Here is a 13,167-nt window from a genome sequence, read left to right as displayed (position 1 = left end):
GGCTCGGCGGCGAGCGGGTTCCCGCTGCCCCACCCCGGCGCGTCGAGAAAGGCCACGGGCGCCCTGCCGCCGGGCAGCCGCGCCCCGGCGGGCAGGTGCACGCAGTGCGCGGCGACCCCGCCCGCCTGCGCGGTCAGCCGCGTCAACGCCCGTCCACCGTCCGGCAGTACGTCGAGCACCCCCACGCTCGTCCCCGCCTCGGGCACGGGCCACGCCAGCGCGGTCACGGCCCGCACCACCTCGCTCCCGGCCGTCACCCGCACCGGTCGCAGAACGGGCGAACTCCCCGCCGGGACAGCCGTATCGACGACACCGAGCACCATCCCGTAAGGCCCCGCGTCACCCGATCGCCCGTCCGCCATGCCGTCTCCGTGTTCGTCGTACGGGCGTCCGAAAGCGCACCGTGTGCGGGGAATCGTAGCGGGGGCGCTCCCGCCGGGTGGCGGGGACGGCGAGTCCGTCGGACGATTGGCCTCCTTGCGCGTCAAAGTCCTTATGGCTGAGGTGAGTTGCGACGCGAATGATGTCTTGCGCCGCCGTGTGTGTGGCGTGTTAATGGTCTGCACCCGGAAAGTGACCGCCAGTGCGGCCGGGTGCGGAGCGATGGCGTCTCAGGGGGAGGGGCACGAGGCATGGACGCGAACGGACCCGGCCCGGCGGACGGCCTCCCGCCGCGCCCATCGGACGGGGGCGGGGCGGAGGAGGGCGCGAGATCACCCCGCCCGTCCCCGGAGCCACCCGGGCCCCCCGGCCCCGTACGTCCGCCTTACCGGCCCGCGCCGCCGTCCGCCCCGCCCGGACCGCCCGCCCCGTCGCGGGGGAAGGCCGACGACCAGCAGGAACTCCATCTCGTGGACCTGTGGGTGAGCCAGCGACTGCTCGGCATCGACACCGCCGTCTACCCGCTGCGGAACATCGTCCGCGTGCACACCTTCCGCATCCGCCCCGACCGCAACGCCGCCGTGCTCAAGTTCTTCCAGCGGCTCGCCCTCCTCGTCGTCGCCGTCGTCCTCGCCGCGTGGGGCTTCGGTGAGAACTCGGACGGCACGCGCGCGGTGCCGGGAGGAGTGACGGTCCTCGTCCTCGGCGTCGTCGCCTACCTGCTCGGGGACCTCCTGAACGTCCTCTTCTCGCGAGGGCACCACGTGCTCACCGTCGAGACGGCGGGCAGCGCGCGGGCGCTCCTGGCGAGCAGGGAACTCGACCAACTGCGGGACGTCGTCGAGCGGATCTCGTACGCGATCGAGCATCCCGGCGCGGAGTTTCGCATGACCATCGAGTCCTTCGCGCTCAACCCCCGCACCTACCACTACTACGGCGACAGCGTCAATCTGCACGGCGACCACAACATCGGGGTGAAGAAGGCGTGAGCGGCGGCGAGCACCACTACTACGGCGACGCGGTCAACATCACCGGCGACCACAACATCGGCATCAACCACGGCTTCGTCGTCAACCCGGCCCAGGACCCGCAGGAGTTGCGCGCACTCCTCGCGCTCCTGCACGAGCACGCGGCGGCCCTGCGCGACCGGCTCCCGCCCGAGGACGCCGACGAACTCGACGCCTCCCTCGCCGAGGCCGGCGACGAGACCGCGACCCCCCGCGCCCGCCGGGGCGCCCTCCGCGTCCTCGCGGGCATCGCCGCCACGGCCGGCGAACTCGCGGGCCCACTTATCGAAACGGTCAACCGCGTGCTCGCCCTCATCGGCCGCTAGGGCCTGTCGTCGCGGGACCCGCACCGGGCGCGCACCCCACGGCGCCCCCCACGACGCCCCCCATGCCGGTCTCACTCCCGGGCGCGGTACGCGCACAGGAGGGCCGCGTCGTCCGCGAGGCGGTCGTGGGTGTGGCGTACGACGTCCTCCACGACCCGGCGCGCGAGCCGGTCCCCGTCGTCGCCGCCGAAGAGGGCGAGGCGCTCCGCGAGCGGGTAGAAGGTGCCGTCGCCGTTCCGCGCCTCGATCACCCCGTCCGTGTACAGCAGCATCGTCTCGCCGGGCCCGAACGCGTATCGCTGCACCGTCCACGCGTCCGGGTCCAGGGCGCCGAGCCCCAGGGGCGGGGCCGGGCGCGCGGCCTCCAGCGGCTCCGGCCCGCTCGCGCGCAGCACGTACGGGGGCGGGTGGCCGCAGGAGAGGAGCAGCGCGTCCTCGCCCGCGTCGGGTACGTCCACGAGCAGCGCGGTGGCGAAGTCCTCGGCCGCGCCCTTCTGCGCGTTGCTCCACTCCAGCGCCGCGTCGAGGTGGGCGGCCAGCCCGGGCAGGCTCAGGCCGAGGTGCGCGGCGGAGCGGAAGGCGCCGAGGAGGAGGGCGGTGTCGTCGAGGGCGTCGAGGCCCTTGCCCCGTACGTCCCCGATCAGCAGCCGGGTCCCCTCCCGGGTGCGCGCCACCGCGTAGAAGTCCCCGCCGATCTGCGCCACCTCACCGGCCGCGCGGTACTCGCAGCCGATCCGCAGCGGGCCCGTCCGGGCGGGCGGCGGGCGCAGCAGCACGTCGTTGGTGGCGTCGGCCATGGCGCGCACCCGGGCCAGTTCCGACTCGCGGCGGCTCCGGGCCCGGCTGTAGAGGACCAGGGCCAGGGAGATCACCGCGACCGCGGCCACCTGCACCGCCGTGTTCGGGGTGTCCGTCTCCTCGCGCGCCACGCCCAGCAGGAACTGGAGGACGACGGCGAGCACCCCCACGCCCGCCGTCGTGCCGGGCCCGGCCGAGGCGGCCGTCAGGGCCGGGGCCACCGCGATGAGCGGCCCGAGGTGGACGGACCGGGGCACGGCGAGGTCGACCGCGCCGAGAACCACCATGGACGCCACCGGGACCAGCACGGCGGGACGCAGAACGCTCCGGCGTCCTCGGCGGAGGGCGGGCGGGGGGACCGGCTCGGACATGCCCCTATTCGTACCGCAATGCCGCACCCGGGAGCCGCCTTGCGCGAATGCCGCGCGGGGCGGGGCGCGGTCGGTGCCGTGGAGTGCGGTGGCGGGGTGTCAGCGGGCGCCCCGGTCCTCACCGCCCCCGGTCCTCACCACCCCCGCCCCTCAGCCCTCCACCGCCTCCCGTCCTCCCCGCGTCGATTCCCGCTCGACCAGCCAGTACGGTGCGTGGTGCACCTCGAACGGGGGTGGGGTCGCGGCGCTGACGCGGTCGGCCAGGCACTTCACGGCGAGCGCGGCGATGGCCGCCTTGTCGGGCACGACGGTCGTCAGGGACGGCGTGCCGTACCGTGCCTCCTCGGTCCCGTCGATGCCGGTCAGGGCGATGTCCTCGGGGACGCGCAGCCCCGCCTCGTAGAGGGCCCGGCGTGCGCCGAAGGCGAGGAGGTCGCTGAAGCACGCGACCGCGTCCGGGCGTCTGTCCGGCGGCAGCGCGAGCAGCGCGCGCATCGCCTCCAGGCCGTTGCGCCGGTCGAACTCGTCGACAGGAGGCGCGAGTCGGGGGTCGAAGGGCAGCCCGGCCTCGTGCAGCGCCCGCTGGAAGCCCTCCAGCCGCTGCCGGCTCGTCGCGGTCCCCTTGCGGTCGTGGCCGATGGCGGCGATGCGCGTGCGCCCCAGCGAGGCCAGGTGCGCGGTGGCCGTGTGCGCCGCCGCGACGTTGTCGATGAGGACGTGGTCGGCGGCGACCCGGTCGCGCGCGTAGCTGCGCTCGCCGAGCAGGACGAGCGGGAACGTGCCGGAGACGGGGGCGAGTTCCTCCGCCGTGGTGTGCAGGGGCGAGAGGATCACGCCGTCCAGGAGCGAGGCGCCCACGCCGCTCGCGAGCCGCAGTTCCTCCGCCGGGTCCCCGAGGGTCTCCTCGATGAGGACCGTCAGGCCCAGCGCGGTCGCCTCCGTGCGGACGTGGTGGGCGAGTTCGGTGAAGTACGGGCTCACGAGCTCCGGCACCACGAGCGCGATCATGCCGCTGCGACCCGTGCGCAGCCGTCGCGCGGTGGGATTGGGCCGGTACCCCAGTTCCTCCACGGCCTGGGCGACCCGCGCCCGGGTCGGCTCGGAGACCCGTGCCGCACCGCGTACAACGTTGGAGACCGTTTTGATCGACACTCCCGCGCGCCGCGCCACGTCCTTGAGTGTCACCGCTGCCACAACCGTGTCCTCTCCGGGGAAAAGGCCAGTCTAGGGCTCTGACCGGACGGTGGGCCAGTGCCGCCACGTCCGGAAGAACCCCGCTGCCGAAGGGTTGACCCCGGCGATACGCGGCGGTTACAACGTGGGAACAGCAAGCGGTTGCTGTCCGGAATCCACCGGCGGTCGCCACGTCCCCGGGTCCCCCCTGCCCGCTCCCGCCCCGCGGGACGCTTTCACGCCGGGCACGTCTCCCGGGGCCCGCACCTCCCCGTCGCACGCCATCCGCCAGAGAGGCCGCATGTCTTCGCCCAGCCGTACCCCCGCCACCCCCGCTCCCGCCGGCCCCCCGCCCGCACCCCTGCGCACCGCGGTCGTCGGGACCGGCGGCATCGCGCGCTCCAGCCACCTGCCCGCGCTGCGCACCCTCGCCGAGGAGGGCGCGACCGAACTGGTCGCCGCGGTCGACCTCGACGCTGCCTCCGCCGCCTCCTTCGCCGCGGAAGCGGGCATCGCGCACTCCTCCACCGACCTCGAAGCGACCCTCTCCGCCGTCCGCCCCGACCTCGTCGTACTGAGCACACCCCCCTCCGTCCACCGCGCCCAGGCCATCGCCGCGCTGCGCGCCGGGGCCTGGGTGTGGTGCGAGAAGCCACCGTGCCCCTCGCTCGCGGACCTCGACGCCATGACCGCCGCCGAAAGGGGCGGCGCGGGGGACCCGTACCTCTCCATCGTCTTCCAGCACCGCTTCGGCTCCGCCGCCCGGCACGTACGCCGCCTGCTGCGCGAGGGCGCCTTCGGCAAGCCGCTCGTCGCCCACTGCCAGACCACCTGGTACCGCGACACCGCCTACTACGCGGCGCCCTGGCGCGGACGCTGGGCCACCGAGGGCGGCGGGCCCGCGATGGGCCACGGCATCCACCAGACCGACCTCCTCCTCGACCTGCTCGGCCCCTGGCAGGAGGTGCGCGGCATGGCGGGCCGCCTCGTCCACGACGTCGAGACCGAGGACGTCTCCACCGCCCTCGTCCGCTTCGCCGACGGCGCCCTCGCCACCGTCGTCAACAGCGTCCTGAGCCCCGACGAGGTCAGCCGCATCCGCATCGACTGCGCCCTCGCCACCATCGAGGTCACGCACCTGTACGGGTACCGCAACGCCGACTGGCGCATCACGCCCGCGCCCGGCGTCGACGAGGAGACCGTCGCGGCCTGGCGCGACTTCGGCCCCGACGAGCCCAGCTCCCACCTCGCCCAGCTCCGCGCCCTCACCGCCGACGTCCTCGCCGGGCGCAGGCACCCCACCAGCGGCGAAGGCGCCCGTCGCACGCTGGAGTTCATCACCGCCCTGTACAAGTCCGCCTTCACCGGGAACGCCGTGCACGCCGGCGAGATCGCGCCCGGGGACCCGTACTACACCGCACTCCACGGCGGCGCGCCCGGCTGGGCCCCCGCCGAGGCAGGGGAGAACGCCGCATGACCCTCGTCCTGACCCACACCCACGGCGACCGCGTCACCCTCGTCCACGAGGCCACCGGGACCGAACTCCTCGCCTACGTCTACCGGCCCGAGGACCCCTGGGAGGCGCCCAAGCCCTACCTGCACCCGCTGCGCACCCTCTCCGGCGCCCTCGTCACCGACTACCGGCCCAACGACCACCGCTGGCACAAGGGCCTGCAACTGACCGCCTCGCACCTCTCGGGCCAGAACCTGTGGGGCGGCAACACCTACGTGCACGGCGAGGGCTACCTCGCCCTGCCCGAGCGGGTCGGCTCGATGGCCCACACCGGCTTCGGCACCGTGCGCGCCGAGGGCGACCGCGCCCTCATCGAGGAGACGCTGACCTGGCACCCGCACGACACGGCGGTGCACTGGGCCGACGAGCGGCGCCGCATCGAGGTCGCGGCGGGCACCGACTGCTGGTCGCTCACCTGGACCTCCGCCGTCACCAACCGCCACAGCGAGCCGCTGCGCTTCGGCAGCCCCACCACCCACGGCCGCCCCGACGCCGGGTACACCGGGCTCTTCTGGCGCGGCCCGCGCGCCTTCCGCGGCGGCGAGACCTTCACCGCCGAGGCCGGGGGCGAGGATCTGATGGGCACCCAGTCCGACTGGCTCGCCTACACGGGCGAGCACGACGGCTGCGACGGCCACGCCACGCTCGTCTTCGCGCACGCGCCCGGCAACGACCACCGGGGCGCGGCGGGCACCCACCCCGCCCACTGGTTCGTGCGCAGCGAGCCCTTCGCCGCCGTCGCCCCCTCGTGGGCCTTCCACGAGGAACTCGTCCTCGCGCCCGGCGACTCCTTCGCCCGCACCTACCGCGTCACCGTCGCCGACGGCCGCTGGGACCGCGCGCGCGTCCTCGCCCACTTCGAGGAGCAGCCGTGGTGAGCGACACGTACGAGGGCTTCCCCGGCGCGGTCGCCGTCTCCCGGCTCAGCGTCTACGACTGGCCCACCGTCGACGGCCACCCCGGCGGCGGCACCCCGCACCTCCACCTCGCCTGCACCGAGGGGTACGTCGTCACCTCCGGGCGCGGCAGCGTGCAGACCCTCACGACCTCCGGCTACCGCGAGGACCCCCTCGCGGCGGGCAGCGTCGTCTGGTTCACACCCGGCACGATCCACCGCCTCGTCAACGAGGACGCGCTGCGCATCACCGTCGTCATGCAGAACGGCGGGCTTCCCGAGGCCGGTGACGCGGTGCTCACGCTGCCGCCCGGGCTGCTGACCGACCCGGCGACGTACGCCGAGGCGGTCCGCATCCCCGCCGGGGGCACGGAGGAGGAACGGGCGGAGGCCGCACGGCGCCGCCGCGACCTCGCCACGCACCGCTTCCTCGCCCTGCGCGAGGCCGGCGCACAGGGCGACCCCGCCCCGCTCGCCGCCTTCCAGCGGGCCGCCGCCGCCCTCGTACGGCCCCAGCTCGACGCCTGGCAGGAGCGGCTGCGGAACGGCGCCGAGGCGGCGACCCGCGCGAGCGGCACCCAGCTCGCCGCGCTGCGCGAGGGCAACGCCGAGCACCTCAGCCGGGCCCGCGTCACCGCGAGCGGGCCCACCGCACGGGGCCGCTTCGGCATGTGCGGACGCCTCGACGTCTACACCGACGCCTGACCCGTCCCCCCAAACGCCGCAACCCGCCCCCCCACGTCCGACTCCCACCCCCGCACCCCTGGGACCGCCCCATGCCCGAGCCACCCCCCGCCCGGCCCCGCCGGCGGACCTTCCTCGCCCTGAGCAGCCTCGGCGCCACCGCCGCGCTCACCCCGCTCTCCGCCTGCTCCTCGGACGGCGGGAGCGGCGGCAACGGTGTCACCCTCACCTTCGCCTGGTGGGGCAACGACGACCGCGCCACCCGGACGAACAACGCCGTGAAGCTCTTCGAGAAGGAGCACCCCGGCATCACCGTCCGCACCTCCAACGCCGACTTCGGCTCCTACCTCACCAAGCTCGCCACGCAGGCGGCCGGCGGCGGCGTCCCCGACGTCGTCCAGCTCGACTACCGGCAGATCTCCCAGTACGCGGCGGGCGACGCGCTCGCCCGCCTGGACGAGCCGATCGACGCGGGCACCATCCGCACCGACGAGATGGCCGACTCCTTCCTGCGCACCGGCACCTACCAGGGCCGCCAGTACGCCCTGCCGATGGGACGCGGCATCACCGGCTACGCCTACGACTCGCACCTCTACGCCAAGGCCGGGATCGACACCCCCGAGCCGTCCTGGACGTGGGAGGAATGGGCGGACGCCAACGTCCGCATCCACCGCCTGGGCCTGCGCGGCCCCGACGGACGCACCGTCACGGGCGCCAACGACGGCGGCACCAACGAGGACGTCTTCGAGGACTGGCTGCGCGGCCGGGGCGGACAGCTCTACGAGGACCAGCGCCGCCTGGCGTTCACCGAGCGCGACCTCACCGCCTTCTGGACCTTCTGCGACACCCTGCGCAAGGAGGGCGCCGTCGCCGCCGCCCGGGACACCACCCAGGCCAAGACCACCGAGACGAGCCCGATGGGCCGGGGACTTGCCGCCGCCGACTTCACGTGGGACGCGCCCTTCCCCGGCTACCCCGCCCTCCTCGGCGAACAGGTCCACTACGCGCCCGTTCCCACCACCGGCGGACGCGCGGGCGCCTACTTCAAGCCGTCCATGCTCATCGGTATCGGCGCCCACTCCGCGCACCCGAAGGAGGCCGCGCGACTCGTCGACTTCCTCCTCAACGACCACCGCGCGGGCGACATCCTCGGCTTCTCCCGCTCCACCCCGCCCAACCGCGCCGTCGCCGCCCGCGTCGCCACCACCCTCAAGGGCGCCGAGCGCGAGATCTACCGGTACGCGCAGGCCATGGAGAAGTACGGCCTCGCCGACCCGCCCCCCGCGCCGCCCCGGGGCGACCTGGCCGTCCAGGCCGCCTTCGGGCGTACGTACCAGCGCGTCATGTTCGGCCTGGCCACCCCCCGGCAGGCCGCCCGCGAACTCATCGACCAGGCCAACCGGGAGCTGAGGCAATGAGCGTCCTGACCACCCGGCCCCCGGACCGCACCACCCGGCCGCCCGCCCCCGGGAAGCGACGCACCCGCAGCCGCCGCGAACAGCGGTGGCCCGCCTACGTCTTCCTCTCCCCGTGGATGATCGGCGCCGTCGCCCTGACCCTCGTCCCGATGGCGGTCTCCCTCTACCTCTCCTTCACCGACTACAACCTCTTCGACCCGCCGCACTGGGTCGGGCTGCGCAACTACACCGAGATGCTCACCGAGGACCCCCGCTACTGGCGGTCCGTCGGCACCACGCTCCTCTACGTCGTCGTCGCCGTCCCGCTCAAACTGGGCCTCGCGCTCGGCGTGGCGATGCTCCTCAAGAACCTCGGCCGGGGCCGCGCCTTCTACCGCTCCGCGTTCTACGCGCCCTCGCTGCTCGGCGCGAGCATGTCCATCGCGCTCGTGTGGCGCGCCCTGTTCAACGACGGCGGCACCGTCGCCCGCGTCCTGGGCGCGGTCGGCATCCACACCGGCGGCTGGGTCGGCAATCCCGACTACGCGGTCTTCGCCGTCGTCCTGCTCACCGTGTGGCAGTTCGGTGCGCCCATGGTCATCTTCCTGGCCGGGCTCCAGCAGATCCCGCCCGACCTCTACGAGGCCGCCGCCCTCGACGGCGCCGGCCGCCGGCGGCAGTTCCTCTCCGTCACGGTGCCGATGCTCTCGCCGGTCGTCTTCTTCAACCTCGTCCTGGAGACCATCCAGTCCTTCCAGGTCTTCACCCCGGCCTTCGCCATCAGCGGCGGCGACGGCGGCCCGGCCGACTCGACGCTCTTCTACACCCTCTACCTCTACGAACGCGGCTTCACCGCCTCCCACATGGGCTACGCCGCCGCCATGGCCTGGATGCTGCTGCTCGCCATCGGGGCCGTCACCCTGATCCTCTTCCGCACCTCGCGGTCCTGGGTCTTCTACGCGGACGAGGAGGACCGGTGAGCACCCTCGCGAAACGCTGGCTGCCGCACACCGTCGCCCTGGTGTGCCTGCTCCTCCTGCTCTACCCGCTCGGCTGGCTCGCCGCCACCTCGCTCAAACCGGCCACCGAGGTCGCCACGAGCCTCAAGCTGTGGCCCGGCCACTTCGAGTGGTCCAACTACACGACGGCGCTCGACGGCGTGTCCGGCGTCTCCGTCGGCCGCCTGCTCGGCAACAGCCTGCTCATCGCGGGCGGCGCCGTCCTCGGCAACGTCCTGTCCTGCTCGCTGGCCGCCTACGCCTTCGCCCGGCTGCGGTTCCGGATGCGCAAGCCGATGTTCGGCTTCATGGTCGCGACGCTCATGCTGCCCCACCACGTCGTGCTGATCCCGCAGTACATCATCTTCAACCGGCTCGGCCTGGTGGACACCTACTGGCCGCTCATCCTGCCGAAGTTCCTCGCGACCGAGGCGTTCTTCGTCTTCCTCCTCGTGCAGTTCATGCGCGGACTGCCGCGCGAGCTGGAGGAGTCCGCGCGCATCGACGGCTGCGGGGCCTTCCGCACCTACTGGGCCATCACACTGCCGCTGAGCAGGCCCGCGCTCATCACCACGGCGATCTTCACCTTCATCTGGACGTGGAACGACTTCTTCACGCAGATGATCTACCTCTTCGCGCCGGAGAAGTACACCATCACGCTCGCGCTGCGCAGCTTCGTGGACCAGTCGAGCACCTCCGCGTACGGGCCGATGTTCGCCATGTCCGTCATCTCCGTCCTGCCCATCGTGCTCTTCTTCGCGGTCTTCCAGCGCTACCTCGTCCAGGGCATGGCCACCTCCGGACTGAAGGGCTGAACCCCCATGAGCCGATCCGCACCCGCCCCCGTACGCGCGCCCCTGCCCACCCGCGCCCCCAGCGACCGCCGCGAACCCGGCGAGGTCTTCGGGCCCGCCTTCTCGCTCTTCGCCGACGTCCTCCTCGTCAGCCTCCTCACGAGCCTGTGCTGTCTGCCGGTCCTCACCGCGCCCGCCGCCTTCGCCGCCGCGGCCGAGACGCTGCGCGAGACGGCGGCGGGCGGCAGGACCGCCTCCGCCCGCACGTACCTGGTACGGCTGCGCGCCCGCCTCGGCCCGCGCTCGCTCCTCCTGGGCCTGCTCCTGCCCGCCTTCGCCGTCGCCGTCCGCGCCGACCTCGCCCTCGCGGGCGGGGAACTGCCGGGCCGGGCCCTGGTGGGCCCCTCCCTCGTCGTGCTCGCGCTCGCCGCCGGGGTGCTCCTCCTGCGGGCGAGCGCCGCGCCCGGGCCCGTGACGGCGCGTACCGCCTGGCAGCGCACGGCCGCCGACCCGCACGGCAGCCTCCTCCTGGTGGCCGCCCTCGTACTCGCCGCCCTCATCGCCTGGGCGATGCCCCTGCTGCTCCCGCTGCTCCCCGGCCCGCTCGCCTTCGCGGCGACCGCCGTCGACCTGCGCGCCACCGCGAAGACCCGGAAGAGCTGAGCACCCCCTCGCCCCCTCCCCACGGAGTTCGTTCATGCACAGCCACCTCGACGTCGCGGGCCACCCCCGGCCGCAACTGGTCCGCGAGCCGGACTGGCGCGACCTCTGCGGTACGTGGCAGTTCGCCCACGACGACGCCGACCAGGGCCGCCGCGCCCGCTGGATGGCCCCGGAGACCACCGCCCCCTGGACCCGCGCCATCACCGTCCCGTACCCGCCCGAATCGCCCGCCTCCGGCATCCACGACACGGACCAGCACCCCGTCCTGTGGTACCGCCGCACCCTCGATCTGCGCGCCCCGGCCCCGGGCCGCCGTCTCCTGCTCCACTTCGGCGCCGTCGACCACCGCGCCGACGTGTGGCTCGACGGGCATCTCGCCGGCCGCCACGAGGGCGGGCACACCGGCTTCACCTGCGACCTCACCGACCTCGTGACCGCCGGGGGGCCGCACGTCCTCGTCGTCCGCGCCGAGGACCGCCCGGACCCGGCGCAGCCGCGCGGCAAACAGGACTGGCGCGCCGAGCCGCACGTCGTCTGGTACCACCGCACCTCCGGCATCTGGCAGCCCGTCTGGCTGGAGGAGGTCCCCGAGCAGCACCTCACCGCGCTGCACTGGGAGAGCGACATCGCCCACGCCCGCGTCCGCTGCCGCACCCGCCTGGACCGCTGGCCCGACCAGCCCCTCGACCTCACCGTCCGCCTGCGGCTCGGGGACCGCCTCCTCGCCGAGCAGCGCGTCCGCCTCGAAGGCCCCGAGAACGAGACCGACATCGCCGTCCCCGCCCTCCGCCACGGCCAGGACCTCGACGACCTGCTCTGGAGCCCCGAGCACCCGCACCTCGTCGACGCGACACTCGAACTGACCGACGCCGAGGACGGCGCTCTCGTCGACCGGGTCCACTCCTACCTCGGGCTGCGCGACATCGGCTGGGACGACGGCGTCTTCCTCCTCAACCACAAGCCGTGCTTCCTGCGCTTCGCCCTCCAGCAGGGCTACTGGCCCGCCTCGCACCTCGCCGCCCCGGCCGACGCGCTGCGCGAGGAGGCCGAACTCGCCAAGTCCATCGGCCTCAACGGCCTGCGCCTGCACCAGAAGATCGAGGACCCGCGCTTCCTGTACTGGGCCGACCGGCTCGGGCTCATGCTGTGGGGCGAGATGCCCTCCGCGTACGCCTTCGGCACGCCCACCGTCGAACGCGTGACGGCCGAGTGGACCGCCGCCGTCCTGCGCGACGTCAGCCATCCCTCCCTCGTCGCCTGGGTCCCCGTCAACGAGTCCTGGTCCGTGCCGCACCCCGCCGAGGTCCCGGCCCAGCGCCACTTCATGGACGCGCTCTACCACCTCACCAAGGCCCTCGACCCCTCGCGCCCCGCCGTCTCCAACGACGGCTGGGAGATCTCCGCCGCCGACATCTGGGGCGTGCACGACTACACGCAGGACCCGCGCGACCTGCGCGAGCGTTACGGCGCGTCGGTGCGTACGGGCGCCTTCGGCGAACGGTGGCCCGGCGCCCGGCGCCTGCTGCTCGACGGAGTGCGGCACACCGGACAGCCGGTCGTGCTCAGCGAGTTCGGCGGGGCGACCCTCGTGCCCGAGGAGAGCGCGCCCTGGTTCGGGTACGACACGGTGGCGAGCCCGGAGGACTTCGCCGCGCGCCTCGCCGCGCTCGTCTCGGCCGCCGAGGACTCCGGGCTCGCGGGCTACTGCTACACCCAGTTCACCGACACGCTCCAGGAGACCAACGGCCTGTTCGACGCCGACCGCCGCCCCAAGATCGAGCGGGAGACCCTGCGCGCCATCCTCACCGGACGCGCACGGTCCTGACGGCCGGGGCGGTCCTGACGGCCTGGGGCGGTCCGCCCTGCCCCGCGTGCCTGCGCGGAGTCTTGACGCGGTCCCAGGCCGTCCCTACGGTGACCCACCGACAGCTCTGCATCGTTGTAAATCGTCCGTCCGGTCCGGCCACCCGGCCGGGCCGCACGGTGCACGAAGAAGGAGCCCCCCACATGCGCGCGCGCCCGCCCCACCTCCCGCGCCCGTCCCACGCCCTGCGCCGGTCCCTCGTCCCGCGCCCGTTCCGCCTCCTGCGCCTGTTCGGTGTCCTCGCCGTCCTCGTACTGCTCGGCGCGGGCACGAACGCGGTCCGCCCCGACGAGGCCGCCGCCG

At 74.1% G+C, this 13,167-nt stretch carries 12 protein-coding genes and 1 pseudogene; 10 read left to right on the top strand and 3 right to left on the bottom strand.

Features of this window, described 5'->3' with window-relative positions:
- Positions 1-362, bottom strand: a pseudogene (locus tag G3I42_RS04655) (hypothetical protein); the annotation flags it as partial.
- Between the two features lie 489 nt (positions 363-851).
- Here G3I42_RS04655 and G3I42_RS04650 point away from each other — a divergent pair.
- Both G3I42_RS04650 and G3I42_RS04645 read left to right on the top strand, forming a co-directional pair.
- Positions 852-1,370, top strand: a complete 519-nt coding sequence (locus tag G3I42_RS04650; protein ID WP_164282611.1) for a DUF6232 family protein — start codon at positions 852-854, stop codon at positions 1,368-1,370.
- Positions 1,367-1,714 (top strand): hypothetical protein, encoded by a 348-nt coding sequence (locus G3I42_RS04645; RefSeq protein ID WP_164282609.1) that lies wholly within the window; start codon positions 1,367-1,369, stop codon positions 1,712-1,714. Before G3I42_RS04650 ends, G3I42_RS04645 begins: the two co-directional genes overlap by 4 nt.
- A 71-nt stretch (positions 1,715-1,785) precedes the next feature.
- On the opposite strand, the gene G3I42_RS04640 is transcribed toward G3I42_RS04645, so the two are convergent.
- The gene (locus G3I42_RS04640; RefSeq protein ID WP_164282607.1) at positions 1,786-2,883 is read right to left on the bottom strand and encodes a PP2C family protein-serine/threonine phosphatase; all 1,098 of its coding nucleotides are present in this window, start codon (positions 2,881-2,883) and stop codon (positions 1,786-1,788) included.
- A 150-nt stretch (positions 2,884-3,033) separates the two neighbouring features.
- A complete protein-coding gene (locus tag G3I42_RS04635) occupies positions 3,034-4,077 on the bottom strand; it encodes a LacI family DNA-binding transcriptional regulator (RefSeq protein ID WP_164282605.1) in 1,044 nt (347 codons plus the stop codon).
- Positions 4,078-4,357: 280 nt separating this feature from the next.
- On the opposite strand from G3I42_RS04635, the gene G3I42_RS04630 reads away from it, so the two are divergent.
- From G3I42_RS04630 to G3I42_RS04595, 8 genes are all read left to right on the top strand, one after another.
- The gene (locus tag G3I42_RS04630; RefSeq protein ID WP_164282603.1) at positions 4,358-5,533 is read left to right on the top strand and encodes a Gfo/Idh/MocA family oxidoreductase; all 1,176 of its coding nucleotides are present in this window, start codon (positions 4,358-4,360) and stop codon (positions 5,531-5,533) included.
- On the top strand, positions 5,530-6,447 hold the full coding sequence (locus G3I42_RS04625; protein ID WP_164282601.1) for a PmoA family protein: 918 nt from the start codon (positions 5,530-5,532) through the stop codon (positions 6,445-6,447). Before G3I42_RS04630 ends, G3I42_RS04625 begins: the two co-directional genes overlap by 4 nt.
- Entirely contained in the window at positions 6,444-7,169 is a 726-nt protein-coding gene (locus G3I42_RS04620) for a cupin domain-containing protein (RefSeq protein ID WP_343244455.1), read from the top strand. Before G3I42_RS04625 ends, G3I42_RS04620 begins: the two co-directional genes overlap by 4 nt.
- Before the next feature lie 71 nt (positions 7,170-7,240).
- Entirely contained in the window at positions 7,241-8,566 is a 1,326-nt protein-coding gene (locus tag G3I42_RS04615) for an ABC transporter substrate-binding protein (protein ID WP_164282599.1), read from the top strand.
- On the top strand, positions 8,563-9,525 hold the full coding sequence (locus G3I42_RS04610; protein ID WP_164282597.1) for a sugar ABC transporter permease: 963 nt from the start codon (positions 8,563-8,565) through the stop codon (positions 9,523-9,525). The genes G3I42_RS04615 and G3I42_RS04610 overlap by 4 nt, the downstream gene beginning before the upstream one ends.
- Positions 9,522-10,358 carry a carbohydrate ABC transporter permease gene (locus G3I42_RS04605; protein ID WP_164282595.1) on the top strand — a complete coding sequence of 279 codons (837 nt, stop codon included), beginning with the start codon at positions 9,522-9,524 and terminating at the stop codon, positions 10,356-10,358. The genes G3I42_RS04610 and G3I42_RS04605 overlap by 4 nt, the downstream gene beginning before the upstream one ends.
- A gap of 6 nt (positions 10,359-10,364) precedes the next feature.
- Positions 10,365-11,000, top strand: coding sequence for a hypothetical protein (locus G3I42_RS04600; protein ID WP_164282593.1), 636 nt, complete (start codon positions 10,365-10,367; stop codon positions 10,998-11,000).
- Positions 11,001-11,034: 34 nt separating this feature from the next.
- Positions 11,035-12,825, top strand: a complete 1,791-nt coding sequence (locus G3I42_RS04595; protein ID WP_164282591.1) for a sugar-binding domain-containing protein — start codon at positions 11,035-11,037, stop codon at positions 12,823-12,825.
- The last annotated feature ends 342 nt before the right edge of the window (positions 12,826-13,167 follow it).

The sequence above is a fragment of the Streptomyces sp. SID11385 genome (assembly GCF_010548245.1).
Lineage (GTDB): Bacteria > Actinomycetota > Actinomycetes > Streptomycetales > Streptomycetaceae > Streptomyces.
This window is presented reverse-complemented; position numbering and strand designations above follow the sequence as displayed.